This window comes from Burkholderia vietnamiensis LMG 10929 (assembly GCF_000959445.1).
GTDB lineage: Bacteria > Pseudomonadota > Gammaproteobacteria > Burkholderiales > Burkholderiaceae > Burkholderia > Burkholderia vietnamiensis.
Genome location: NZ_CP009631.1, coordinates 2,490,311 through 2,516,198, shown reverse-complemented (window position 1 = coordinate 2,516,198; position 25,888 = coordinate 2,490,311). Strand labels below are relative to the sequence as shown.

Annotated in this window: 24 protein-coding genes; 18 read left to right on the top strand and 6 right to left on the bottom strand. The window is 67.4% G+C overall.

All coding sequences use genetic code 11. The features are described from left to right. Positions 1-2 precede the first annotated feature (2 nt). Positions 3-626, bottom strand: coding sequence for a phospholipase D family nuclease (locus AK36_RS21345; RefSeq protein WP_011884717.1), 624 nt, complete (start codon positions 624-626; stop codon positions 3-5). 237 nt (positions 627-863) lie between these two features. On the opposite strand from AK36_RS21345, the gene AK36_RS21340 reads away from it, so the two are divergent. The 5 genes from AK36_RS21340 (at position 864) to AK36_RS21320 (ending at position 5,247) form a co-directional block, all read left to right on the top strand. Then, on the top strand, positions 864-1,916 hold the full coding sequence (locus AK36_RS21340; protein WP_011884718.1) for an NADP(H)-dependent aldo-keto reductase: 1,053 nt from the start codon (positions 864-866) through the stop codon (positions 1,914-1,916). A gap of 213 nt (positions 1,917-2,129) precedes the next feature. Next, positions 2,130-2,306, top strand: coding sequence for a hypothetical protein (locus AK36_RS21335; protein WP_410719673.1), 177 nt, complete (start codon positions 2,130-2,132; stop codon positions 2,304-2,306). Between the two features lie 111 nt (positions 2,307-2,417). Continuing rightward, entirely contained in the window at positions 2,418-3,557 is a 1,140-nt protein-coding gene (gene mnmH / locus AK36_RS21330; RefSeq protein WP_045579135.1) for a tRNA 2-selenouridine(34) synthase MnmH, read from the top strand. Beyond that, positions 3,554-4,612 (top strand): permease, encoded by a 1,059-nt coding sequence (locus AK36_RS21325; protein ID WP_011884723.1) that lies wholly within the window; start codon positions 3,554-3,556, stop codon positions 4,610-4,612. The genes mnmH and AK36_RS21325 overlap by 4 nt, the downstream gene beginning before the upstream one ends. Positions 4,613-4,824: 212 nt before the next feature. Continuing rightward, complete coding sequence (locus AK36_RS21320; RefSeq protein WP_011884724.1) at positions 4,825-5,247, top strand: hypothetical protein; 423 nt, start codon at positions 4,825-4,827, stop codon at positions 5,245-5,247. A 48-nt stretch (positions 5,248-5,295) separates the two neighbouring features. On the opposite strand, the gene AK36_RS21315 is transcribed toward AK36_RS21320, so the two are convergent. After that, positions 5,296-6,129 (bottom strand): ABC transporter permease, encoded by an 834-nt coding sequence (locus AK36_RS21315; RefSeq protein ID WP_045579134.1) that lies wholly within the window; start codon positions 6,127-6,129, stop codon positions 5,296-5,298. Between the two features lie 6 nt (positions 6,130-6,135). Beyond that, positions 6,136-7,050, bottom strand: coding sequence for a nodulation factor ABC transporter ATP-binding protein NodI (gene nodI, locus AK36_RS21310; RefSeq protein ID WP_014722983.1), 915 nt, complete (start codon positions 7,048-7,050; stop codon positions 6,136-6,138). A 325-nt stretch (positions 7,051-7,375) separates the two neighbouring features. On the opposite strand from nodI, the gene AK36_RS21305 reads away from it, so the two are divergent. After that, positions 7,376-7,873 carry a universal stress protein gene (locus tag AK36_RS21305; protein ID WP_011884727.1) on the top strand — a complete coding sequence of 166 codons (498 nt, stop codon included), beginning with the start codon at positions 7,376-7,378 and terminating at the stop codon, positions 7,871-7,873. A gap of 111 nt (positions 7,874-7,984) precedes the next feature. Here the strand turns inward: AK36_RS21305 and AK36_RS21300 are convergent, their stop codons facing one another. Genes AK36_RS21300 through lexA form a run of 3 tightly spaced genes read right to left on the bottom strand, consistent with a single transcriptional unit; the run spans position 7,985 to position 9,734 of the window. Next, positions 7,985-8,692, bottom strand: a complete 708-nt coding sequence (locus AK36_RS21300; RefSeq protein WP_045579133.1) for a DUF2939 domain-containing protein — start codon at positions 8,690-8,692, stop codon at positions 7,985-7,987. A 29-nt stretch (positions 8,693-8,721) separates the two neighbouring features. Next, the gene (locus tag AK36_RS21295; RefSeq protein ID WP_011884731.1) at positions 8,722-9,060 is read right to left on the bottom strand and encodes a hypothetical protein; all 339 of its coding nucleotides are present in this window, start codon (positions 9,058-9,060) and stop codon (positions 8,722-8,724) included. Positions 9,061-9,086: 26 nt separating this feature from the next. Then, positions 9,087-9,734: a transcriptional repressor LexA gene (lexA, locus tag AK36_RS21290; protein ID WP_011884733.1), complete on the bottom strand. Its 648-nt coding sequence runs from the start codon at positions 9,732-9,734 to the stop codon at positions 9,087-9,089. 264 nt (positions 9,735-9,998) lie between these two features. Here lexA and AK36_RS21285 point away from each other — a divergent pair, with 264 nt between their 5' ends. The 12 genes from AK36_RS21285 (at position 9,999) to AK36_RS21230 (ending at position 25,880) form a co-directional block, all read left to right on the top strand. Continuing rightward, the gene (locus AK36_RS21285; RefSeq protein ID WP_045579132.1) at positions 9,999-11,036 is read left to right on the top strand and encodes a sulfate ABC transporter substrate-binding protein; all 1,038 of its coding nucleotides are present in this window, start codon (positions 9,999-10,001) and stop codon (positions 11,034-11,036) included. Positions 11,037-11,182: 146 nt separating this feature from the next. After that, the gene (gene cysT / locus AK36_RS21280; protein WP_014722988.1) at positions 11,183-12,070 is read left to right on the top strand and encodes a sulfate ABC transporter permease subunit CysT; all 888 of its coding nucleotides are present in this window, start codon (positions 11,183-11,185) and stop codon (positions 12,068-12,070) included. Next, positions 12,067-13,014: a sulfate ABC transporter permease subunit CysW gene (gene cysW, locus AK36_RS21275; RefSeq protein WP_045579131.1), complete on the top strand. Its 948-nt coding sequence runs from the start codon at positions 12,067-12,069 to the stop codon at positions 13,012-13,014. Before cysT ends, cysW begins: the two co-directional genes overlap by 4 nt. Before the next feature lie 13 nt (positions 13,015-13,027). Continuing rightward, entirely contained in the window at positions 13,028-14,086 is a 1,059-nt protein-coding gene (locus AK36_RS21270) for a sulfate/molybdate ABC transporter ATP-binding protein (RefSeq protein ID WP_045579130.1), read from the top strand. An 80-nt stretch (positions 14,087-14,166) separates the two neighbouring features. After that, positions 14,167-15,093, top strand: a complete 927-nt coding sequence (locus AK36_RS21265; protein ID WP_011884743.1) for a CysB family HTH-type transcriptional regulator — start codon at positions 14,167-14,169, stop codon at positions 15,091-15,093. Positions 15,094-15,624: 531 nt separating this feature from the next. Further along, entirely contained in the window at positions 15,625-16,575 is a 951-nt protein-coding gene (locus AK36_RS21260) for a sugar ABC transporter substrate-binding protein (RefSeq protein ID WP_045579129.1), read from the top strand. Positions 16,576-16,738: 163 nt separating this feature from the next. Beyond that, complete coding sequence (locus AK36_RS21255) at positions 16,739-18,352, top strand: sugar ABC transporter ATP-binding protein (protein ID WP_034193100.1); 1,614 nt, start codon at positions 16,739-16,741, stop codon at positions 18,350-18,352. Continuing rightward, positions 18,349-19,368, top strand: a complete 1,020-nt coding sequence (locus AK36_RS21250; RefSeq protein WP_014722992.1) for an ABC transporter permease — start codon at positions 18,349-18,351, stop codon at positions 19,366-19,368. The genes AK36_RS21255 and AK36_RS21250 overlap by 4 nt, the downstream gene beginning before the upstream one ends. A gap of 35 nt (positions 19,369-19,403) precedes the next feature. Further along, on the top strand, positions 19,404-20,435 hold the full coding sequence (locus tag AK36_RS21245; protein WP_011884753.1) for a LacI family DNA-binding transcriptional regulator: 1,032 nt from the start codon (positions 19,404-19,406) through the stop codon (positions 20,433-20,435). After that, positions 20,432-21,358, top strand: coding sequence for a ribokinase (gene rbsK / locus AK36_RS21240; protein WP_014722994.1), 927 nt, complete (start codon positions 20,432-20,434; stop codon positions 21,356-21,358). Before AK36_RS21245 ends, rbsK begins: the two co-directional genes overlap by 4 nt. A gap of 275 nt (positions 21,359-21,633) precedes the next feature. Further along, positions 21,634-23,427 carry a methyl-accepting chemotaxis protein gene (locus tag AK36_RS21235; RefSeq protein ID WP_034193104.1) on the top strand — a complete coding sequence of 598 codons (1,794 nt, stop codon included), beginning with the start codon at positions 21,634-21,636 and terminating at the stop codon, positions 23,425-23,427. A gap of 530 nt (positions 23,428-23,957) precedes the next feature. After that, positions 23,958-25,880, top strand: coding sequence for a PrkA family serine protein kinase (locus tag AK36_RS21230; protein WP_011884759.1), 1,923 nt, complete (start codon positions 23,958-23,960; stop codon positions 25,878-25,880). Positions 25,881-25,888: the final 8 nt, after the last annotated feature.

Genomic DNA, 25,888 nt, shown 5'->3' with positions numbered 1-25,888 from the left:
CGTCAATACGATGAGCGATACGGCGTGCCCTGGTCGAAGCGGCTCTGCCAATGCGCGAGGTAGCGCGACGCGAGCTGCGGGTTGTTCCACACCACGACGACGTTCTCCGAATTACGGCTGGCGGCCGACGCGCTGTAATTGAACGAGCCCGTCTCGACATGCTCGGCGTCGATCACGAGGTACTTGTCGTGGTGGATCGCGTACACATCGATCGTGCGTGTCGGGATGCCCGCGTTGACGAGCAGGTTCAATGCCTGCTGGCTGCTTTTGGCGCGGTTGCCCTTGTCGTCCACGACCACCGCGACGTTGACGCCGCGCCGCTTCGCGGCGAGCAGCGCGCGCGTGATCGGCGGCGACGTGAACGAATAGGCGGCCACGCGGATGGAAGTGCGTGCTGCGCCGATCGCCTTCAGCACCAGCGCCTCGGCGCCGCCATCGGGCGAGAACGCCGATTCGACGACCTGCGTGGCGGGCGCTGCATGGGTGGGGGCGGGCAGCAGCTGCGTGACGAAATCGATCGCCTGCTGAAGCAGCGATTCGTTGTGCGTCTTGCCGAACGCGGCGAACGGAGTGGCGAGCAGGGAAGCGGCGAGACAGGCGGCGGCGAGGCGTTGGCGCGACAACATCGTGGACAGCGAATGATTTTGAGACAGCGGGCCGTGAGTGTAACGCAGACAGGGCGGCGCGGCCACGCCCGGATGTGGATGCAACGGACGACGTGGCGGGTGCGGGTACCGGGATCGCCTGCGGCAACGTGCGGCGCCCGGGGCAGCAGGCGGTCCGTAAGCGTACGCACGGCCCATCTGAACGGCGCGCGCCGATGTGATAGCGTTCCTGCTTTCCACTGACGCGACGGGAGCACCATGGAATACCGCACACTCGGCGATTCCGGCATCGAGGTCAGCCTGATCGGCCTGGGCACGATGACTTGGGGCGAGCAGAATTCGGAGCGCGACGCGCACGAGCAGATCGATTACGCGCTCGCGCAGGGTGTGACGCTGATCGATACCGCGGAGATGTACCCGGTGCCGCCGAAGGCCGACACGCAGGGCCGCACCGAGCAGTACATCGGCACCTGGCTCGCGCAGCATCGTGCGCAGCGCGCACGCATCGTGCTCGCGACGAAGATCGCTGGCCCCGCGCGGCAGCCGCACAACCCGCGTCACATTCGCGGCGAAGGCAATCAGTTCGACCGCAAGAATCTGACCGAGGCGCTCGATGGCAGCCTGAAGCGTCTGCAGACCGACTATGTCGACCTGTACCAGCTGCACTGGCCCGATCGCAGCACGACGACGTTCGGCCGTAGCGCGTATCCGTGGGTCGACGATGCCTATACGGTGCCGATCGAGGAAACGCTCGGCGTGCTCGCGGAGTTCGTGAAGGCCGGCAAGGTCCGCGCGATCGGCGTTTCTAACGAAACGCCGTGGGGCGTCGCACAGTTCCTGCGCGCGGCCGAGCGGCTCGGGTTGCCGCGCATCGCGAGCATCCAGAATCCGTACAGCCTGCTGAACCGCACGTTCGAGAACGGCCTGTCGGAGTTCACCCATCGTGACGGCATCGGTCTGCTCGCGTATTCGCCGCTCGCGTTCGGCTGGCTGTCGGGCAAGTACGAGAACGGCGCGCGGCCGGCCGGTGCGCGCATCACGCTGTTCGAGCGCTTTCAGCGTTACAGCAAGCCGCACACCGTTGCCGCGACGTCGCGCTACGTCGCACTCGCGCAGCGCCACGGGTTGTCGCCCGCGCAGCTCGCGCTCGCGTTCGTCAACAGCCGGCCGTTCGTGCGCAGCAACCTGATCGGCGCGACGTCGCTCGAGCAGCTGAAGGAGAACATCGGCAGCATCGACGTGAAGCTGTCCGACGAGGTCCTCGCCGAAATCGACGCGCTGCACGAATTGCAGCCGAACCCGGCGCCGTAAGCGGCCTCGATCAACGCGCGGCATCGCTATCGATGCTGCGAGGTCGCTTCATGGCGCAGCGTGGTCAGCGCATCCCGAGCCGGATGCGCGCTCGGCTGTGCGGCAAGACCGAACGGCGCCAGCCCATCAGGTACAGTCCAGGCGCGAGCTGGTTGCCGGGCGGCGAGCGGCTGCTGCACTTCGCACGGTTGCCTGTTGGAGGTCGAGCACGCGATGAAGGAAATCGGCGCGCTGGAAGTGCTGCACGGCAGCCTGTTGAAGATCGCGTGCTCGGAGGGATTCTCGAGCGAGTTCCTGCCCGGCGCGCGCGCCGCCTTCAAGGCGCGCCGCGCCGGTTTCTCGCTGTGGCGCCCGTGCGCGCTTTTCGCGATCACCTGCTCGACGCGATGAGCGCCACGCCGACCGCGCGCCGCCGGCGACGCCCGGCCGTGAGATAATTGCGAATCCGCCTTCCGTGCCCGTGCGGCTCGCCGAGCCGCATCGCCCCTGTTCGACGCCAAATTGAAGAACCTGATTGTCACCCTCGATCGCGCCGGCGAGTTCGACGAGATCATCGACGTGCGCACGCCGCTCGAGTTCGCCGAGGACCACATCCCCGGCGCGCTGAACGCGCCCGTACTCAGTAACGAGGAGCGCGTGATCGTCGGCACGATGTACCGTCAGGTGTCGCCGTACGAAGCGACGCGGGTCGGCGCGGCGATGGTCGCGCGCAACATCGCGCGGCATCTCGATACCACCTTCGCCGACCGTCCGCGCAACTGGCGGCCGCTGATCTATTGCTGGCGCGGCGGCAAGCGCTCGGGTTCGATGACGGCCTGGTTCAACCTGATCGGCTGGCAGGCGCGCCAGCTCGACGGCGGCTACAAGGCATACCGGCGCTCGGTGTGCGCGACGCTCGATACGCTGCCCGCGCAGTTTCGCTATATCACGCTCGTCGGTCATACGGGTTGCGGCAAGACGCGGCTGCTGAACGCGCTGCGCGCAGAAGGGGCGCAGACGCTCGATCTCGAGGCGCTCGCCCGTCATCGCGGCTCGCTGCTCGGCGCGCTGCCGGGCGTGCCGCAGCCGACGCAGAAGGCGTTCGACTCGGGGCTGGTCGGGACGCTCGAACGTTTCGACCCCGCGTGGCCGGTGTTCGTCGAGTCCGAAAGCCGCAAGATCGGGCTGGTGCAACTGCCGCTCGCCTTGCTCGATGCGTTCCGTGCGGGGCCGTGGGTGCAGGTCGAGGCCGCGCACGACGAGCGCATCGCGTTCCTGCTCGACGACTATGCGCATCTGTTCGACGACCGCGACGCGTTCAAGGCGCAACTCGCGCGGCTGATCGGGCTGCACAGCCGCGAAGAGGTCGCGCACTGGAGCACGCTGGTCGACGCCGATGCGCGCGCCGACCTGTTCCGCGCGCTGATCGACCGGCATTACGATCCTGCCTATGCGCGCACCTATCGTTCGTCGTACGACAGACCGAACCGCGTGCTGACGTTCACGTTCCGGCCGAACGCAGCGGACGCGCGCGATCAGGCGCGCGCGCTGCTCGATGCGCTCGCGCAGGCCGGCCTGCCGGCATCGCCCGCGGGCGATGCGGCGGCGCGTGCCGATACCAATACCGATACCCACAACAACGCAACGACTCCCACACGATGACGACCACACGCTCCCAACCCAGTCCGGCGCTCGGCTGGATGACCTTCCTGCTGATCGCAGTCGCGGGCCTGTTCTACGTGAAATGGTTCCCGTACTACAACAAGGCGTTCGTCGCCGCCGAGCATCACTCGATCGGCAACTCGATCCTGATGGGCACGTCGGCGAGCGCGCCCGAACCGTCGCTGAAGGCGGCGCTCGACTACGCATGGGCGTACGGCAAGGCGATCTGGCAGGCGATGGTGCTCGGCCTGCTGCTCGGTTCGGCCGTGCAGGCGCTGTTGCCCGCGCACTGGGTCGCGCGCGTGCTCGGTCGCAGCGGCTTCGGCAGCGTCGCCGCGGGCGGCCTGCTGTCGCTGCCGGGCATGATGTGCACCTGCTGCGCGGCGCCGGTCGTCGCGGGCCTGCGCGCGCGACATGCGTCGCCGGGCGGTGCGGTCGCGTTCTGGCTCGGCAACACGGTGCTCAATCCGGCCGCGCTGGTGTTCATGGGCTTCGTGCTCGGCTGGCAATGGAGCGCGCTGCGTCTCGTGCTCGGCGTCGCGATGGTGTTCGGGATCGGCTATCTGCTGAACCGCATCGCGCGCCCCGAGGATCGCAGCATCGACGACGCGCAGCTCGCCGCGCTGGCGGCCGAGCAGGCCGCCGCGGGCAATCCGTTCGTCCGCTGGGTGAAGCTGCTCGCGCGCATGGCCGTGCGGCTCGTGCCCGAATACATCGTGCTCGTGCTGCTGCTCGGCGCGGCGCGCGCGTGGCTGTTCCCGCACATCGGTCCGGACATCGGCAACCATCTCGGCTGGATCGTCGCGTTCGCGGTCGCCGGTACGCTGTTCGTGATCCCGACCGCCGGCGAGGTGCCGATCATCCAGGCGATGCTGTCGCTCGGCATGGGCGTCGGCCCGGCCGCCGCGCTGCTGATGACGCTGCCGCCGATCAGCGTGCCGTCGCTCGCGATGCTCGCGCGCTCTTTCAAGCCGTACATGCTGGCGATCGTCTCGGTGCTCGTCGTCGTGTTCGGGGTCGTGAGCGGGCTGCTCGCGATCGCGTTCGGGTTCTGACCGGCGGCCGGCGCCGTATTGGCGGATGCTCGCTGCTGCCGCCGCTGTCACCGCAGTAGCCGCGCGCGACAGCCGCCCATGCGGACCAGCGAGCCGGCCGTGTGCGCGTGCCCGGTGACCGGCCGGCCGGCGCGCCGCCCGCGCCTCGTATTCACCCGGCGCCGCCGCTACACGCGTGCGGTGCCCTTTACAAGAAGCAAACAGGAAAACGCATGACCCAACCGAAGATTCATCCTCGACTCGAAAAGGCGCTGACGCGCGGCGATCTCGCGATCCGCCAGGCCAATTCCGCACGCGCCACGGCCGTGCTGAACGCGCTCGGCACGATGATCATCGAAGCGTCCGCCACGATCGGCGTCGAAGCGAGCATCGAGATTCCGCACGGCGATCGCATCTACGACCCGGTCAACGGGCTGTGGCCGCAAAAGATGCTGGTGTCGTTCGACGGTCCGGTAGCCGAGGCCGACGCGGAGGAATTGCGCGCGGTCTATCTGATCGCCGACGATCCCGGCACGCAGTTCCGCGTCGAGTGGCATCGCGCGGACGGCAAGCTCGGTCGTCAGGAAGGCGGCCCGCTGGCGACCGTCGCGTTCCTGACCGACGTCGAAATTCCGTGGAGCGACGACGACGAGTGACGTCGTCGTCGGCTCGGCACACCGGCCGGCGCGGTATGCGCGTGCGCGTCAGCGCATCATCCGCCGCCGGAACAGCCACGCCGACACCACGAAGCCGCTGAGCGCATAGGCGGCGAGCACCGCGACGTGCAGCCCGACGTCGGTTGCCGGCCGGCCGAGCATCGCGGGCCGGATCAGTTCGACCGCGTTCGCGAGCGGCAGCAGATGCGCGGCGTGCTGCGCGAGCGGCGGCAACTGCGTGATCGGGAAGAACACGCCGGACAGCAGCAGCATCGGCGTCAGCACGAGCGTCTGGTAGAACATGAAGAAGTCGTAGGACGGCGCGAGCGCGGTGACGATCATCGCGGTGCTCGCGAACGCGAGGCCGGCGAGCGCGATCACCGGTAGCGCCGCGAGCATCGACGGAAACCGCGCATAGCCGAGCAGGCCGGCGACCAGCATGATCGCGGCGCCCGACAACAGCGCCTTGCTCGCGCCCCAGACGATCTCCCCGAGCACGATGTCGCCGAGCGCGAGCGGCGTGTGCATGATTGCTTCCCACGTGCGCTGCACGTGCATGCGCGAGAAGCCCGAATACATCGACTCGAAGCTCGCGGACATCATCACGCTCGAACCGACCGTGCCGGCCGCGAGGAACGCGATATACGACACGCCGTCGACGTGCCCGAGCATCAGCCCCAGCCCGAATCCCAGCCCGAACAGGTAGATCATCGGATCGGCGAGATTGCCGAACAGCGACGCGAGCGCGAGCTTTCGCCACACCAGATAATTGCGCCGCCACACCGCGATCCAGTTGGTCGCATTCGCGGGCAGCGCGATCGCGAAGCGCGTTTCGCGCGGCGGGGCGGACGATGTGGAGGCGGAATAGTTGCGAACGTCCATGGTCGGTCAGTCCTGCATTTCGCGGCCCGTGAGCCGCAGGAACACGTCTTCCAGATTGGCCGGACGGTGCAGATAGCGCAATCCCGCACGGCCTTTGAGCCGCGCGGCGAGCGGTTCGGGGTCGCTCACGTAGCAGAACAGCGTTTCGCCGCTGATCTCGGTGCGCTCGGCGAACGGCGCCACCTCGTCGCGCAGCGCGACCGGATCCGGCCCGTAGATCTCGATCACGTCGCACCCGATCTCCGACTCGATCAGCGCGTGCGGCGCGCCTTCGGCGATCTTGCGGCCTTCCTCGATCACGCACAGCCGATCGCACAGGCGCTCGGCTTCTTCCATGAAGTGCGTCGTGATCAGGATCGTCTTGCCGCGCGCGAGCAGCGAGCGCAAGCGTTCCCACATCAGGTGCCGCGCCTGCGGATCGAGGCCGGTCGTCGGCTCGTCGAGCACCAGCACGTCGGGATCGTTCACGAGCGCCCGCGCGAGCGTCAGGCGCCGCTTCATGCCGCCCGACAACTCGCCGACGCGCGCGTCCGCCTTGTTCTCCAGCTTCGCGAATTCGAGCAGCGGCGGCACGAGTGCGCGCGCGGCCGGCGCGGAGATCCCGAAATAGCGGCTGAACACGAGCAGGTTCTCGCGGACCGTGAAGTCCGGATCGAGATTGTCGAATTGCGGCACGACGCCGACGCGCCGGCGCGCATGGCGGGCGCGCGACGGGACCGGCTCGCCGCAGAGCGAAATGGCGCCCGCGTCCGGATAGACGAGGCCAAGCAGCATTTTCAGTGTGGTGGTCTTGCCGGCGCCGTTCGGGCCGAGCAGCCCGTAGCATTCGCCGGCCTCGACGTGGAAGGACAGGTCGTTGACGACGAGTCGGTCGCCATAGCGTTTTTCGACGTTCCGGAAATCGATCGGTGCAACGGACATGGGCAGGGTGTCGTTGTGAACGGGCGCCGCCGCGCCGGCCGGCTCGGCGGATGCCACGCGCCGTATGCGAACGGCTCGGACTGTCGCCGGTCACACGGACATGGCTCGCGTGCCCGCGCTGACGGCACGGACGACCCATTCTAGTGCATCGACCGCGCCGCTTCAGCGCGGGCCTGCGGTTTGCGTCGGATGCGCACACGAATCGTGCGCTGCATCATTGCCGACGCGCGTGGTGCGGCGAATCAGCGTTTTCCATCCCTTGCGCGTTGGATTGCGGCGCACCATGATGATTGCATAGCGCACGTAGTCGCGACCGGGAGGTTTCATGGCTAGCTACAACAAGATTCTGCTTTGCTACGACGGCACGCTCGAGGGACGCAAGGCACTGCGGTGCGGCGCGAATCTCGCGCTCGACCTGAAGGCGGAAACGCATTTGCTGTCGGTCGTCGACATGCGCTCGAGCATCGCGCAGAGCGCGGGACTGCTGACCGATGTCGCGTGCGGCCGCTTCGAAGAAACCGCGCGCGAGATCCTGCAGGAAGGGGTGAACTGGCTGCGCGAGCGCGGCGTGCAGGCCGAAGGTCATTTTGCGTTCGGCTACCCGATCGACGAAATCGCGAACCTCGCAACCGAGATCGGCGCCGACCTCGTCGTCGTCGGCCATCGCTGTCGAAGCGGATTGTCGAGATGGTGGATGGGGGCCGGCAACACGCTACTGCTCGATCGCGTGAACTGCAGCATCCTCGTCGCATGTTCGTCGGCCCAGGAGCAGAAGGCCGAGATCGCACGCGAGCGCGAGGCGGCTACCGCGAGCGGTAAATAGTGGGCTAATGGCACGAGGATGCACGCGTTTGCCGCATGACCAGCTCGCTGGCTTCGCGATGAGCGCGTGCCGTGTGCCGCATCCGCGGCACCGCCTACCGGCAACGCGCGCTCAGCCGTGCAGGTCGATTGCCGCGAGCTTCCACGTAAACAGGCCGAAGCGGTGGAAAATCGCCGCGTAGCGTGTGCCGTCGGCGCTGCGCTGGTACGTCACGACGAACTCGTCGATATTGCGGTAGCCCGCGCTCGTTTGCTGTGTCCGACCGGGATCGCTCGCGCCGGCTGGGGCGGGAGCTGGCACCGGGACCGAGGTGGCGCCGCTGGCGGCTGCCGGCACGCTCGCTGGACTGCCGGCGCTCGACGGTGGCACAGCCGGCGCGCTGGCTGGCGCGGTGCCTGACGGCGACCTCGACGGCGAGCCGGCCCATTCGGGAGGCCGTTCGCCGGGACTACCGCGCGGCGGGATGCCGCTCATCAACGCTGCAACACCTTCCGGCGTCGCGTACGCGTCGACCAGCGGGCCGATCAACGCAGACCCGATCAATGCGCCCAGCACCGCGAACGGATTGTTCTTCTTCACCGCGTCGATCCGGCGCATCAATTCTTCCGTGACCTGCTGCTTCAGACTGATGCGCAGCGACGGAAAATCGACGTACTCGCTGACCGCCTGCGCATCGCGCGCATCGATTGCCGATTTGAGCCGGCCGAGTGCCACGTATGGCGACGCATATGCGTAACCGATCGCCGCCAATACGGCGACGATCAGCACGGCGATCAGTAGCGGCTTGAGCCGCCGGACGCGGCCCGCAGATCCAGTCACGATGCCTCCGGTGCGGATGGGTTCCGCCCTCAGAGACCGTGGTGCGCTGCCGATCGTTCCTCGGCGATGCAACGGTCGATCATCCGGCAGACGGCGTCGATCGTCCCCACCATGATCAGGCGCGAGCGGCCGTGATAGACGCGCACCGGTGCGCGGCGCGCCGGTTCCGCATGATTCAGGCCGGCATTCAGCGAGACCCGCGCGAATGCGGGCAGCGCCGACGGCAGCAGCGACGCCTGCCGTTCGACTGCGACTTCTTCGCTCACTGCGGGCGCCGCAGCGGACAGCGGCGCGCAGGGCGTGCGGCCGCGCAGGTGACGCAGGCGGCCGAATTGACGGAAAGGCAGCAGACGGGACAGGCGTTCCATGGTGTTCTCCTCAGCGAGACCGATTGTCAGAGTTCGCCCGAGCGGATCAGCCCGACGGCGATGCCTTCCAGCGCAAATTCCGCGCTGCCGGCTTTGACGAAGATGTTTTCGTAATCCGGGTTCTCCGCGATCAGCTCGATGCCGCCGGGACGGCGCATCAGGCGCTTGACGGTGACGTCGTCGCCCAGCCGCGCGACGATGATCTGGCCGTCCTTCGCTTCGGTGCGCTTTTGCACCGCGAGGAGGTCGCCGTCGAGAATGCCGGCGTCGCGCATCGACAGGCCGCGCACCTTCAACAGATAGTCGGGCTTGCTCGTGAAGAGCGCCGGATCGCACGCGTAATGCTGTGAGATGTGTTCCTGCGCAAGGATCGGGCTACCGGCGGCGACGCGGCCGACGAGCGGCAGCGACAACTGCATCAGCCCGGCGTGCGGCAACGTGAACTGGTGCGGCATGTCGTCGATGCCGAGCAGGCGGATGCCGCGCGAGGCGCCTGCCGCCAGCTCGATCACGCCCTTGCGCGCCAGCGCGCGCAGGTGCTCCTCGGCTGCATTCGGCGAGCTGAAGCCCAGTTCGGCGGCGATCTCGGCGCGCGTGGGCGGGAAACCCGAGCGCTCGATCGCGCGGCGGATCAAGTCGAACACTTGCTGCTGACGTGCGGTGAGTTTGGTCATGGCTCAACTGTATGGATAGACAGTGAGCTGTATTTTTATACAGTACTTCGCGAATTTCAAGTGTTACTTGAGGTTCGATGCGATCGCGCCGATTCCGCCGTCGTTTTGCGACGTCCCGACGCCGGTTCATCCGCCGCAACCGTCCGCCCAGTCTGCGTTAGCACTTTTGAGTATTAAAAAATGAAGAACGATTATTTTTAATAATGTAACCCGTTCGTTAGACTGGCCCGACATCGCAACACCGACGACACTGGAGAACCAATGATGGCGAAGCGCAATACGGGGCTGGGCGGCGCAGCGGGGCGCCTGATCGCAACACTGGCGTTGGGCGCGGCGGCGGCGCTCGGCATCGCCTCGCACGCATGGGCCGACACGACGTTCCTGAACGTGTCCTACGACCCGACGCGCGAGCTGTACCAGGACTACAACCAGGCGTTCGGCAAGGAATGGAAGGCGAAGACGGGCGAGACGGTCAACTTCAAGCAGTCGCACGGCGGCTCGGGCGCGCAGGCGCGCTCGGTGCTCGACGGGCTGCAGGCCGACGTGGTCACGCTCGCGCTGGCATACGACATCGATGCGCTCGCGAACAAGGGGCTCGTCGCGAAGGACTGGCAGAAGCGCCTGCCGGACAACGCATCGCCGTACACGTCGACGATCGTGTTCCTGGTGCGCAAGGGCAACCCGAAGGGCATCAAGGACTGGGACGATCTGACCAGGCCCGGCATTTCGATCGTCACGCCGAACCCGAAGACCTCGGGCGGCGCGCGCTGGAACTATCTGGCCGCGTGGGCGTACGCGGTGCACAAGCCGGGCGGCAGCGAGCAGAGCGCGAAGGAGTTCGTGACGAAGCTCTACAAGAATGCAGGCGTGCTCGACTCCGGCGCGCGCGGCGCGACGACGAGCTTCGTGCAGCGCGGCATTGGCGACGTGCTGATCGCGTGGGAGAACGAGGCGTTCCTGTCGATCAAGGAATTCGGCACCGACAAGTTCGAGATCGTGGTGCCGTCGGTGAGCATCCTCGCCGAGCCGCCCGTCGCGGTGGTCGACAAGGTGGTCGACAAGAAGGGCACGCGCAAGCTGGCCGAGGCCTACCTGAATTTCCTGTACAGCCCGCAGGGCCAGGAGATCGCCGCGCGCAACTACTACCGGCCGCGCTCGAAGAACGTGCCGGCGGAGCTGACGAAGCAGTTCCCGAAGCTCAAGCTGTACACGGTGGACGACACGTTCGGCGGCTGGACGAATGCGCAGAAGACGCATTTCGCGGACGGCGGCGTGTTCGATTCGATCTACAAGCCGCAATAACGCCACGCAGTAACGACACGCAGCACACGATAACGACAGCGGCGCGCCACGACAGCGCGCCGCATACCCGACGGGCCGGCGCGCGATTCCGAGCGCCGGCATATGCGTCGGGCCCATGAGCAGCATCGACCCAGCAAGAGCATCCGATGACGACGTACATCTTTCGCAAGCCGAGCGCGCTGCCCGGTTTCGGCGTGACGCTCGGCATCACGGTGGCGTATTTGAGCCTCGTGGTGCTGATTCCGCTCGCCGCCACATTTCTCAAGACCGCGACCTTGTCGTGGGACCAGTTCGTCGCGGCCGTCACGTCGCCGCGCGTGCTCGCGTCGTACCGGCTGACGTTTTCGGCCGCACTCGGCGGCGCGTTGATCAACGCCGTGTTCGGCTTTCTCGTCGCGTGGGTGCTGGTGCGCTACACGTTCCCGTTCAAGCGCGTCGTCGACGCGATCGTCGACCTGCCGTTCGCGCTGCCGACGTCCGTCGCCGGCATCTCGCTCGCGGCCGTCTACGCGACCAACGGCTGGGTCGGCCAGTATCTCGCGCCGCTCGGCATCAAGATCGCGTTCACGCCGGCCGGCGTGCTGGTCGCGTTGACGTTCATCGGGCTGCCGTTCGTCGTGCGCACCGTGCAGCCCGTGCTCGAGGATTTCGAGCGCGAGCAGGAGGAGGCCGCCGCATGCCTCGGCGCGTCGCGCTGGCTCACGTTCCGCCGCGTCGTGCTGCCGGCCGTGCTGCCCGCGCTGCTCACCGGCTTCGCGCTCGCGTTCGCGCGCGCGCTCGGCGAGTACGGGTCGGTGATCTTCATCGCCGGCAACGTGCCGATGAAGTCCGAGATCACGTCGCTGCTGATCATCACGAAGCTCGAGCAGTACGACTACGCGGGCGCGACCGCGCTGGCGGTCGTGATGCTGGTCGTGTCGTTCCTGATGCTGCTGCTGATCAACACGCTGCAGTGGTATCTGCAGCGCCGCACGAGCCGGGGCGCGAGCGCGCCCGTCGCGGTGGCCGCGAGCGCCGCGGGAGGTGCGCAATGAGCCGCCAGTCCAGCATCGTGTCGAACAACCATGCCGCCGCGCACGCGCGCGCGGCGACGCGGCTCGATCCCGTGAGCGAGCCGCGCGCCGTGCGCTGGCTGCTGATCGGCGTCGCGCTCGCGTTCCTCGCGTTCTTCCTCGTCGTGCCGCTCGCCGCGGTGTTCTTCGAGGCGCTGCGCAAGGGCGTCGGCTTCTATCTCGAATCGCTCGCAGATCCGGACGCGTGGTCGGCGATCAGGCTGACGCTGACGGTCGCCGTGATCGCGGTGCCGCTCAATCTCGTGTTCGGCGTGTGCGCGTCGTGGGCGATCGCGAAGTTCGAGTTCCGCGGCAAGGCGTTGCTGACCACGCTGATCGACCTGCCGTTCTCCGTGTCGCCGGTGATCTCCGGGCTCGTCTACGTGCTGTTGTTCGGTGCGCAGGGCTGGCTCGGGCCGTGGCTGCAGGACCACGACGTGCAGATCATCTTCGCGGTGCCGGGCATCGTGCTCGCGACGATCTTCGTCACGTTCCCGTTCGTCGCGCGCGAGCTGATCCCGCTGATGCAGGCGCAGGGCAGCGACGAGGAGGAAGCCGCGCGCGTGCTCGGCGCGTCGGGCTGGCAGATCTTCCGGCGCGTGACGTTGCCGAACGTCAAGTGGGGCCTGCTGTACGGCGTGATCCTCTGCAATGCGCGCGCGATGGGCGAGTTCGGCGCGGTGTCGGTCGTGTCCGGCCACATCCGCGGCGTGACCGACACGATGCCGTTGCACGTCGAGATCCTGTACAACGAATACAACTTCGCGGCGGCGTTCGCGGTGGCGTCGGTGCTTGCGCTGCTCGCGCTCGTCACGCTCGCGCTGAAGCTGCTCGCCGAGCGTCACCTCGCCGCCGAACTGGCCGGGGCACGCGACGACGTTCCCGCTCATGCCGGCCCCGTCGCGGCCGTTTCGTCGAAATCGTAAAGAGGCAAACAGAATGGGTATCACCGTCCGTCATCTTCAGAAGCGCTTCGGCGATTTCACCGCGCTCGACAACGTGTCGCTCGATTTCCCGCCGGGCGAGCTCGTCGCGCTGCTCGGGCCGTCCGGCTGCGGCAAGACCACGCTGCTGCGCGTGATCGCGGGCCTCGAGCACGCGGACGCCGGCCAGGTCCTGCTGCAGGGCCTCGACGTCGCGTCGGTCGGCGCGCGCGATCGCCAGGTCGGCTTCGTGTTCCAGCATTACGCGCTGTTCCGCCACATGACCGTGTTCGAGAACGTTGCCTTCGGCCTGCGCGTGAAGCCGCGCCGCGAACGCCCGTCGGAAACGGTGATTCGCGACAAGGTGCACGAGCTGCTGAAGCTCGTGCAGCTCGACTGGCTCGCGCAGCGCTATCCGTCCGAACTGTCGGGCGGCCAGCGCCAGCGCATCGCGCTGGCTCGCGCGCTCGCGGTGGAGCCGAAGGTGCTGCTGCTCGACGAGCCGTTCGGCGCGCTCGACGCGAAGGTGCGCAAGGAACTGCGCAGCTGGCTGCGGCGCCTGCACGACGACCTGCACATCTCGACGATCTTCGTCACGCACGACCAGGAGGAGGCGCTCGAAGTGGCCGATCGCATCGTCGTGCTGAACCGCGGTCACGTCGAGCAGGTCGGCAGCCCGCAGGACGTCTACGACCATCCGCAAAGCGCGTTCGTCTACGAATTCCTCGGCGCGGCGAACCGGCTGCCGGGCACGGTCGCCGCGCGCGGTTTCGTCGCCGAGGGCGCGGCGGCGTCGATCGCGGTCGACGCCGATTTCGCGGGCCCCGCACACGCCTACGTGCGGCCGCACGACCTGCAGCTGTGGCCGGTGGGCGGCGGCCATCGCGACGGCATCGCGGTGGACGTGCGCCGCGTGATTCCGCTCGGCGGTTCGGTGCGCGTCGAGCTGGAGGCGCGCACGGGCGGGGCGCTGGAAGCCGAGCTCGATCGCGACGCGTGGCGTGCGCTCGCGCTGCAGGTCGGCGACGGCGCGACGGCCGTGCCGCGCGCGCTGCGGGTCTTTCCCGCACACTGACGCCCGAACCCGGTCATGAGAAGAGGGCGGATACCGCTCCCGATCGATCTTCGAACAACGACAGCCCAAGAGGCATACCCATGAATTTTCAGCAATTGCGCTTCGTGCGCGAGGCCGTGCGCCAGAACATGAACCTGACCGAAGTCGCGAACGTGCTGTACACGTCGCAGTCGGGCGTGTCGAAGCAGATCAAGGATCTCGAGGACGAGCTGGGCGTCGACATCTTCATCCGGCGCGGCAAGCGGCTCACCGGCCTCACCGAGCCGGGCAAGGCCGTGCACCAGCTGATCGAGCGGATGCTGCTCGACGCCGAGAACCTGCGGCGCGTCGCGCGCCAGTTCGCCGATCAGGACAGCGGCCACCTCGTCGTCGCGACGACGCACACGCAGGCGCGCTACGCGCTGCCGAAGGTGATCCGCCAGTTCACCGAAGTGTTCCCGAAGGTGCATCTCGCGCTGCGCCAGGGTAGCCCGCAGCAGATCGCGCAGATGATCCTGAACGGCGAAGCCGATCTCGGCATCTCGACCGAGGCGCTCGACCGCTATCCGGACATCGTCACGTTCCCGTGCTATTCGTGGCACCACACGGTCGTCGTGCCCAAAGGGCATCCGCTCGTCGGACGCGAGCATCTGACGCTCGACGAGATCGCCGAATATCCGATCATCACCTACGACCAGGATTTCACCGGCCGCTCGCACATCGACCAGGCGTTCGCGCAGGCCGGCGCGGTGCCCGACGTCGTGCTGACCGCGATCGATGCTGACGTCATCAAGACTTACGTCGAGCTCGGGATGGGGATCGGCGTGGTCGCGGCGATGGCGTTCGATCCGCAGCGCGACACGGGGCTCGTCGCGCTCGACACGCAGCACCTGTTCGAGGCGAGCACGACCCGCGTCGGGCTGCGCAAAGGCGCGTTCCTGCGCGCCTATGCTTACCGCCTGATCGAGATGTTCGCGCCGCAGTTGAACGAAGCCGAGATCGCGGCGCAGTTGCGCGAGGCGGTGTAACTGGCGGCGAAGTGAAGGGCGGCAGGCGGGCGCTCGCCTGCCGATCCCTGCGGCCGCGCGACGACGCGGCATCGCGTGGTCCGGCCGGCCGGGCGCGGCTGACGGTGCGCTGCCGCGATTCACGCGACGGTCTGAAGCGCATCGCCTCGGCTGGAGGGGGCGCATCCGCCACATCTGGAAACACCGCGCCGGCAAGTCCTGCCGCAACGTACCGCCGCAGCATAACCAGCCATCGCGGCGTAACGCACCCCAGCCCGCTCAGAACAAACCCTTAAATAGCGATCGCCCGGGTTGCGCGCCGAACCGAAACGGTACAGCATAGCCGTCACTCCGCCGGCTTCCCGCCGGCGGTGGCGCGTCGACGACAGCGCGCGCCAGGCAGTCGGCCGTCTGCCCCGTTTCCATTTCGTGATACCGACAAGCAGCATCGATGGCCAATGTCCGGCTCATGTAGCGCAAACGTTTGCTTGCATTAAAACAACAGCCAAACAAAACAATCCGGCCCGCCGGGCCGATCGCCAGGAGATGAGTATGAAGGTCCTGTTTCGCCGTCGCTTCCTGACCGCCGCGCTCGCCGCCGTCGCGGTCGCCGCCACCCCGGCCGCGTATGCGCAGTCTGCGGCCAAGCCGAAGGTCGCGCTGGTGATGAAGTCGCTCGCCAACGAGTTCTTCCTGACGATGGAAAACGGCGCGAAGGAATACCAGAAGCACAACGCCGGCCAGTTCGACCTGATCACGAACGGCATCAAGGACGAGACCGACACCGCCAACCAGATCCGCATCGTCGAGCAGATGATCGTGTCGAAGGTCGACGCGATCGTGCTCGCGCCGGCCGATTCGAAGGCGCTCGTGCCGGTGGTGAAGAAGGCGGTCGACGCGGGCATCGTCGTCGTGAACATCGACAACCGGCTCGATCCCGACGTGCTGAAGTCGAAGAACCTGAACGTGCCGTTCGTCGGCCCCGACAACCGCAAGGGCGCGCGCAAGGTCGGCGACTACCTCGCGAAGAGGCTCAAGGCGGGCGACCAGGTCGGCATCGTCGAAGGCGTGTCGACGACCACCAACGCGCAGCAGCGCACGGCCGGCTTCCAGGATGCGATGAAGGCGGGCGGCATGAAGGTCGTGTCGGTGCAGTCGGGCGAATGGGAGATCGACAAGGGCAACGCGGTCGCGTCCGCGATGCTCAACGAATACCCGAACCTGCGCGCGCTCCTGTGCGGCAACGACAACATGGCGATCGGCGCCGTGTCGGCGGTGCGGGCGGCGGGCAAGCAGGGCAAGGTGCTGGTGGTCGGCTACGACGACATCAACGCGATCAAGCCGATGCTGAAGGACGGCCGCGTGCTCGCGACCGCCGACCAGTACGCGGCGAAGCAGGCGGTGTTCGGCATCGACACGGCGCTGAAGGCCATCGCCGAGCATCGCAAGCAGTCTGAGCTGTCCGGCGTGGTCGAGACGCCGGTCGACCTCGTCACCAAGTGACCGAGTGACCACGTGACGCCGCACCGATGACGGCCGCCGTCCCTCAAGAATTCCGGGCGGCGGCCGTTATCTGGAGTGAGCGCGATCACGGCCACGGCATACCCATGCACTTGTGAGCGTCATAACCGCACGCCGCGGGCGCGCGGCCGCAACCAGGATCGCGATGGAACCGACCTTCCAACCTTCCCGTCCAGTCGTCCCCGTGCTCGCCGTATCCGGCGTGGGCAAGACCTACGCCGAACCGGTGCTCGCCGACGTCACGCTGACGCTCGCGGCGGGCCAGGCGCTCGCGCTGACCGGCGAGAACGGCGCGGGCAAGAGCACGCTGTCGAAGATCATCGGCGGGCTGGTCGAGCCGACGACCGGCACGATGCAGCTCGGCGGCGACGCGTATGCGCCGGCCAGCCGCACGCAGGCCGAGGCGCTCGGCGTGCGCATGGTGATGCAGGAGCTGAACCTGCTGCCGACGCTGACGGTCGCCGAGAACCTGTTTCTGAACCGGCTGCCGCGGCGCTTCGGCATCATCGACCGCGCGCGGCTGCGCGCCGATGCGCGGGCCGCGATGGCGCAGGTCGGGCTCGACGCGATCGATCCCGATACGCCGGTCGGCGCGCTCGGCATCGGCCATCAACAGATGGTCGAGATCGCGCGCAACCTGATCGGCGACTGTCGCGTGCTGATCCTCGACGAGCCGACCGCGATGCTGACCGCGCGCGAGGTCGAACTGCTGTTCGAGCAGATCGACCGCTTGAAGGCGCGCGGCGTCGCGATCGTCTATATCTCGCACCGGCTCGAGGAGCTCGCGCGCGTTGCCGAGCGGGTCGCGGTGCTGCGCGATGGCCGGCTCGTGCACGTCGGCGACATGGCCGCGATCAGCGCCGACGGGCTCGTCACGCTGATGGTCGGCCGCGAGCTCGGCGAGCACATCGATCTCGGCGCGCGCCGGATCGGCGCGCCGCGCCTCGTCGTGTCGGGCATGACGCGCGGCACGGCCGTGCAGGACGTGTCGCTCGAAGTGCGCGCCGGCGAGATCTTCGGCATCTCCGGGCTGATCGGCGCGGGGCGCACCGAATTGCTGCGGCTGATCTACGGCGCGGACACGCCCGATACGGGCATGATCGCGGTCGGCGAACCGCCGCAGCCGGTGCGCATCCAGTCGCCGGTCGACGCGGTCGCGCACGGCATCGCGCTGATCACCGAGGACCGCAAGGGCGAAGGGCTGCTGCTCACGCAATCGGTCGCCTCCAACGTGTCGCTCGGCCAGCTCGATCGGCTCGCGCGCGGCGGCGTCGTCGATACGGCGCGCGAAACGGCGCTCGCCGAGCAGCAGATCGACGCGTTGCGGATCCGCACGCACGGCGCGGCGCAGCCAGTCGGCGAACTGTCGGGCGGCAACCAGCAGAAGGTCGTGATCGGCCGCTGGCTCGCACGTGACATGGGCGTGCTGCTGTTCGACGAGCCGACGCGCGGCATCGACGTCGGCGCGAAGTTCGAGATCTACACGCTGATGGGCGCGCTGGCGCGCGACGGCCGCGCGCTGGTGGTCGTATCGAGCGACCTGCGCGAGCTGATGCTGATCTGCGACCGGATCGGCGTGATGTCGGCCGGCCGCATGACCGCCGTGTTCGAACGCGGCAACTGGACTCAGGATGCGCTGCTGGCCGCCGCGTTCGCCGGCTTCGGCCGCGACGCGTTGCCGGACGGCATGCAGCATCCGGATGCGGGAGCGGCGCCGCGCGCGGCTTCCGCGGTTTCGACCACAGGACCACACTCATGACCCAGCCTCCCGTATCGCCGAGTGACGCAGGCGCACAGCAGGACCTGGCCGGGGGCCGCGCGCGCACGCTGTCCGGCACACGGCTCGGCGTCTCGAACTACCTCGGGCTCGCCGGTGCGCTCGTCGCGATGGTCGCGCTGTTTTCGGCGCTGAGCTCGCACTTCCTGACCTACGACACGTTCAGCACGATCGCGAACCAGATTCCCGATCTCGTCGTGATGTCGGTCGGCATGACGTTCGTGCTGATCATCGCCGGCATCGACCTGTCGGTCGGCTCCGTCCTGGCGCTGGCCGCGTCGATGGTCAGCGTGGCCGCGCTGAAATGGCAGTGGGCGCCGTTGCCGGCCGCGCTGAGCGGCATCGCGGTCGCCACCGTGACCGGCTCGCTGACGGGCGCGGTGACGGTCGGCTGGCGGATTCCGTCGTTCATCGTGTCGCTCGGCGTGCTGGAAGGCGCGCGCGGGCTCGCGTACCAGCTGACGAATTCGCGTACCGCGTATATTGGCGACGCGTTCGATTTCCTGTCGAACCCGATCGCGCTCGGCATTTCGCCGGCGTTCCTGATCGCGGTCGCGGTGATGATCGCCGCGCAGTTCGTGCTGACGCGCACCGTGTTCGGACGCTATCTGGTCGGAATCGGCACGAACGAAGAAGCCGTGCGGCTGGCAGGGGTTAACCCGCGGCCGTATAAAATCCTCGTATTCGCATTGATGGGCGCGCTTGCCGGGCTCGCGTCGCTGTTCCAGATTTCGCGGCTCGAAGCGGCGGACCCGAACGCGGGCGTGGGCCTCGAGCTGCAGGTGATCGCGGCCGTCGTGATCGGCGGCACGAGCCTGATGGGCGGGCGCGGCTCGGTGATCAGCACGTTCTTCGGCGTTTTGATCATCTCCGTGCTGGCGGCGGGGCTTGCGCAGATCGGCGCGAACGAGCCCACCAAACGGATCATCACGGGGGCGGTGATCGTGGTGGCCGTCGTGCTCGACACGTATCGCAGCCGGCGCTCGCGCGCACGGTAGAACAACATGGAACGCAGACCAAAGAGAAACGGGATATGGCGACGATCAAGGATGTAGCGGCCATGGCGGGCGTGTCGTTTACGACCGTCTCGCACGTAGTGAACAATTCGCGGCCGGTGTCCGCGGATGTGCGCGCGAAGGTCGAAGGCGCGATTCGCGAGCTGAACTACGTGCCGTCGGCCGTAGCGCGCTCGCTGAAGGCGCGCGCGACGGCGACCATCGGCCTCGTCGTGCCGAACAGCACGAATCCGTATTTCGCGGAGCTTGCACGCGGCATCGAGGATCAATGCGCGGCGAACGGCTATTGCGTGTTCTTCTGCAACTCGGACGACGACCCGGTGAAGCAGCGCAACTACCTGCGCGTGCTGCAGGAAAAGCGTATCGACGGGCTGATCGTCGCATCGGCCGGCGAGGACGCCGTGCTCGCGCAGACGCTCGCCGATTCGCAAGCGCCGCTCGTCGTCGTCGATCGCAACATCGAGGGGCTGCCGGCCGACCTCGTGCAGATCGACCACGAGCGCGGCGCGTATCTGGCCACGCGGCATCTGCTCGAGCTCGGCCACGCGAAGATCGGCTGCATCACCGGCCCGACCGACACGGCCGTCAGCGCGATGCGCGTGCACGGCTTCATCCGCGCGATGGCCGAGCGCGGCATCGACATCGTGCCGGGCGCGATCGCCGAAAGCGATTTTTCGTGCCTCGGCGGCTATCACGCGGCGGCGCGGCTGTTCGAGACGGTGCAGCCGAGCGCGATTTTCGCCGGCAACGACCTGATGGGCGTCGGCGCGCTGCGCGCGGCGGCCGAGCGCGGCATCCGCGTGCCGGACGAATGCTCGATCATCGGCTTCGACGACATCGAGTTTTCCCGCTACACCTATCCGGCGCTGTCGACGGTCGGGCAGTCGGTGCGGGCGCTCGGCGAAATGGCCGCGCAGACGCTGATCGAGCGGATCGGCGGCGGCTCGACGGCCGCGCCGAGCCGCCGCCGCGTCGTGTCGCCGCGGCTCGTGCTGCGCGAATCGACGTCGGTCTATCGGGAGCCGGCCATGCCCGGTGCGCGCGCATGACGGCGCCCAACGCCGGTGCAGGCCGCGTGACGGTGGTCGGTAGCCTCAACATGGATCTCGTCGTACGTGCGCCGCGGCTGCCGTTGCCGGGCGAAACGCTGGCCGGCCGCGCGTATGCGCAGGCAGCGGGCGGCAAGGGCGGCAACCAGGCCGTCGCCGCCGCGCGCCTGGGCGCGCAGGTCGCGATGATCGGCTGTGTCGGCGCGGACGCGCACGGCGCAGCGCTGCGCGCGGGCCTCGAGGCGGAAGGCATCGATTGCTCGCGGGTCGCGACGAGCGCGTCCGCATCGACGGGCGTCGCGCTGATCGTCGTCGACGATGCGAGCCAGAACACGATCGTGATCGTCGCGGGCGGCAACGGCGAAGTCACGCCGGCAACGGTCGCGCAGCACGAGGCCGCGATCGCCGCGGCCGACGTGCTGATCTGCCAGCTCGAGACGCCGCCGGACGCGGTATTCGCGGCGCTGTCGGCCGGGCGGCGCCTCGGGCGCACGGTGGTGCTGAACCCGGCGCCGGCCGTCGCGCCGCTGCCCGACGGCTGGCTGCCGCTGGTCGACTATCTGATTCCGAACGAGGTCGAGGCCGCCGCGCTGACCGGCCTGCCGGTGCGCGATCCGGCCGACGCGGAAGCTGCCGCGCGCGCGCTGCAGGCGGCCGGCGCACGCAACGTGCTGGTCACGCTCGGCGCGCGCGGCGTGCTGGCGCTCAGCGCCGACGGCGCGGCGCGCCACTATCCGGCGCCCGTCGTGCAGGCGCTCGACACGACCGCCGCCGGCGACACCTTCATCGGCGGCTTCGCGGTCCGGCTCGCGGCCGGCGACGGCGTCGACGCCTCGATCCGTTTTGCGCAGCGCGCCGCGGCCGTCTCGGTCACGCGCGCGGGCGCGCAGCCTTCGATTCCCACCCTCGCCGAACTGGCCTGATAACGCCGGATCGCGCGTCTTCCGCCGCCGGCACGAGCCGGCGGCCGGTCATCCTCCAACACCCGTCGCCGTCGATTGCAGCGCGCGCGCGTCGCGCGACACGCTGCCGTGTTGCGTCCCCTTCATTCATTCATACGTAATGAATGACAGGATTGCTGAGAAAATTGATAGCAATACCATCAAGTTGTGCGTCGAATGGTCGTAAATGTATCGGAGCGAAACAGTGTTTCGAAACGGGCCAGGCCCGTCCATGACGACGCAATACAGGAACAATGATGGTGATCGCAAACCTGACGATACGGGCGCGCATCGGCTTGACGATGGCGTTTCTCGCGGTGCTGCTGGCGGTGATCGGGGTGCTCGGCCTCTACGGGATGAGCACGGCGAACGACTCGATGCGCGAGCTGTTCACGAACCAGATGCCGAGCGCGGTCGACGTGGCCGTCGCGGACACCTACGCGGCGCGCGAGCGGCTGGCGCTCGATCGCGCCGCGCTGCTGGTGGGCACGCCCGATTCGGCCACGGCGGTCGAGCGCAGCCGCGAGATGCGCGCGCAGTCCGACGCGTGGTGGAAGAAGTACCTCGATCTGCCGCGCGGCCCGGAGGAAGACCGCATCGCGCAGGACGTCGCCGCAAAGCGACAGGCGCTGCAGCGCAACTGCGACGCGTTCGGCGCGCTCGTCACGGCCGGCGACCGTGACCGGCTCGGCGAAGGCGCCAAGCAACTCCAGGTGAAGTACAACGACCTCACGACCGCGAGCGAGGCGTTGCGCAATTTTCAGTTCTCCGACGCTCAGCGCGGCTTCGATCACGCGGAATCGGTGTACGAAACGTTGCGCGTAGTGTCCGTCGTCGCGCTGCTCGCCGGCTTCGTCGCCGCGGTGCTGTCGTGGCTGACGCTGACCCGCGCGATCGGCCGCCCGCTCGCTGAGGCGCTCGGTCATTTCGACGCGATCGCGGCAGGCGACCTGCGCCGTGCGATCGTCGTGCAGCGGCGTGACGAAATGGGGCAACTGCTGAACGGTCTCGCGAAGATGCAGCGCGGGCTCGTCGACACCGTGCGCACGGTGCGCGGCGGCAGCGAGTCGATCGCGACGGCCGCGCGGGAAATTGCCGCCGGCAACATCGACCTGTCGTCGCGTACGGAGGAGCAGGCGTCCGCGCTGCAGGAAACTGCATCGAGCATGGAGCAGCTGACCGGCACCGTGAAACAGAACGCGGACAATGCACGGCAGGCGAGCGCGCTGGCTGCGAACGCATCGGAGATCGCCAACAAGGGCAATACGGTGGTCGGCCAGGTGGTCGGCACGATGGGCGAAATCAACGACAGCTCGGCGAAGATCGCGGACATCATCGCGATCATCGAAGGCATCGCGTTTCAAACCAACATCCTGGCGCTGAACGCGGCCGTCGAAGCGGCGCGCGCCGGCGAGGAAGGGCGCGGCTTTGCGGTCGTCGCGGGCGAGGTGCGCAGCCTCGCGCAGCGCTCGTCGAGCGCGGCCAAGGAGATCAAGGCGCTGATCGACGCGTCGGTGGAGCGTATCCACACGGGCTCGCAACTGGTCGACGAAGCCGGCCGCACGATGCACGACGTGATCGCCGCGGTGCAGCGCGTGACGGACATCATGGGCGAGATCGCCGCGGCGTCCGAAGAGCAGAGCAGCGGCATCGATCAAGTCGCTCGCGCGGTCGCGCAGATGGACGAAGTCACGCAACAGAACGCGGCGCTCGTCGAGGAAGCGGCGGCCGCCGCGCAATCGCTCGACGAACAGGCGGCGCGCCTGCGCGAAACGGCAGCGGTGTTCCGGCTCGACGACGACGCGGCGCGACCGTCGGTCGCAGCCGGCGCCACGCGTCAGGCGCCGCGCGCGAAGCCTGCGCCCGCTGCGCAGCCGGCCGCGGCAGCCGCACCTTCCGTGCCCGCTGGGCCGACCGCCGCGCCTGCCACGCGCAACGAGCGTGACGCCGCACCGAAGCGCACGGCACCGGCGCGCAAGCCGGCAGCCGCAGCGAGCGCGCCGTCCCCGGCTGCGGCAACGGCCGGCGCCGACGATTGGGAGACGTTCTGATACGCGCATGCGCGCGCCTGCCGTCTGCATCAATCCCCATTTGACGAAGTCACACCGGACGCCCGCGCATGCGGGCGTCGTCGTTCGTGCGGCCGGTCGAATGTGACACCGTCCGTGAACATTCACGCGTCGACGCGCGATGTGCATCCGCGCTACGGGTATCTCCTGACGATGCGAAAAAAATTTGTAACGGTGGGCGCGACGTGTCGTCGCAAACGTCTGCTCGAACGTCTATGAAGAAGGGGGCGTGAAGGGGAGTGTGAACGGCGCGGCGACGACGGCGAAGCCATCCGACGCACGAGACGTTCCGCTGCTCGGCGAGACGCGGCGGATGCAGTTTATGCGGCTCGGGAGATCGATTGTAAAGCGACGAAATGCATTGTCCAACCGGTGTTGTCGAGAATGACGAACTTCATACGAAGATGTCGTGAAAAAAAATAAGAAAGGGTTTAGGATGAATTCGAACGCGCTTGCTTCTGCGCAGTCATAGGAAGGCAGGCAAGTCTTACGACTCACGCGAGGGAGGTAGCATGGATATTTACAGCAGCTTCGCGAACCGCTTCGAAAAAACGCGAGAGGAAGAATTCTCGCTGGAGGAGTACCTCGCGCTCTGCAAGAACGATCCGTCAGCGTACGCCACGGCAGGCGAACGCATGCTGGCTGCAATCGGGGAACCCGAGCAAATCGATACCCGCAACGACCCGCGCCTGTCGCGGATCTTCGCGAACAAGGTTATCAAGGTCTATCCCGCCTTCCGTGAGTTTTACGGAATGGAGGAAGTGATCGAGCAGGTGGTTGCGTACTTCCGCCACGCTGCGCAAGGGCTTGAAGAGAAGAAGCAGATCCTCTACCTGCTCGGGCCGGTCGGCGGCGGCAAGTCGTCGATCGCCGAGCGTCTCAAGCAGCTGATGGAACGCGTGCCGTTCTATTCGCTGAAGGGCTCGCCCGTCAACGAATCGCCGCTCGGGCTGTTCGACTACGACGAAGACGGCCCGATCCTCGAAGAGCAATACGGCATTCCGCGCCGCTATCTGAAGAGCATCCTCAGCCCGTGGGCCGTGAAGCGCCTGCACGAATACAACGGCGACATCCGTCAGTTCCGCGTGGTGCGTCGCTACCCGTCGATCCTGCGGCAGATCGGCATCGCGAAGACGGAGCCCGGCGACGAGAACAATCAGGACATCTCGTCGCTCGTCGGCAAGGTCGACATCCGCAAGCTCGAGCAGTACGCGCAGGACGACGCCGATGCGTACAGCTATTCGGGCGGCCTGTGCCTGGCGAACCAGGGGCTGCTCGAATTCGTCGAAATGTTCAAGGCCCCGATCAAGGTGCTGCACCCGCTGCTCACCGCGACGCAGGAAGGCAACTTCAAGGGCACCGAAGGCTTCGGCGCGATCCCGTTCGACGGCGTGATTCTCGCGCACTCGAACGAGTCGGAGTGGAAGGCGTTCCGCAACAACCGCAACAACGAGGCGCTGCTCGACCGGATCTTCGTCGTGAAGGTGCCGTATTGCCTGCGCGTCTCGGAAGAGATCAAGATCTACGAGAAGCTGATCCGCAATTCGTCGCTCGCCGAAGCGGTGTGCGCGCCCGGCACGCTGAAGATGATGTCGCAGTTCGCGGTGCTGTCGCGGCTGCACGAGCCGGAGAATTCGAGCCTCTTTTCGAAGATGCAGGTGTACGACGGCGAGAACCTGAAGGACACCGATCCCAAGGCGAAGTCGTACCAGGAGTATCGCGACTACGCGGGCGTGGACGAAGGGATGACGGGCGTATCGACGCGCTTCGCGTTCAAGATCCTGTCGCGCGTGTTCAACTTCGACACGAGCGAAGTCGCCGCGAACCCGGTGCATCTGATGTACGTGCTCGAACAGCAGATCGAACGCGAGCAGTTCCCGCCTGAAACGGAGCAGAAGTATCTGTCGTTCGTGAAGGACGTGCTGGCGTCGCGTTATGCGGAGTTCATCGGCAAGGAAATCCAGACGGCGTACCTCGAATCGTATTCGGAATACGGGCAGAACATCTTCGACCGCTACGTCACGTATGCGGATTTCTGGATCCAGGATCAGGAGTTCCGCGATCACGACACGGGCGAGAGCTTCGACCGCGCCGCGCTGAACGCCGAACTGGAGAAGATCGAGAAGCCGGCCGGCATCAGCAACCCGAAGGATTTCCGCAACGAGATCGTGAACTTCGTGTTGCGCGCGCGGGCCGCGAACGCCGGCAAGAATCCGGTGTGGACGAGCTACGAGAAGTTGCGGGTCGTGATCGAGAAGAAGATGTTCTCGAATACCGAGGAACTGTTGCCGGTCATTTCGTTCAACGCGAAGGGCTCGGCGGAGGAGCAACGCAAGCATGAGGACTTTGTGAACCGGATGGTCGCGAAGGGCTATACGCCGAAGCAGGTGAGGCTGCTTTGCGACTGGTACCTGCGCGTGCGCAAGTCGTCATGACGCGCGCG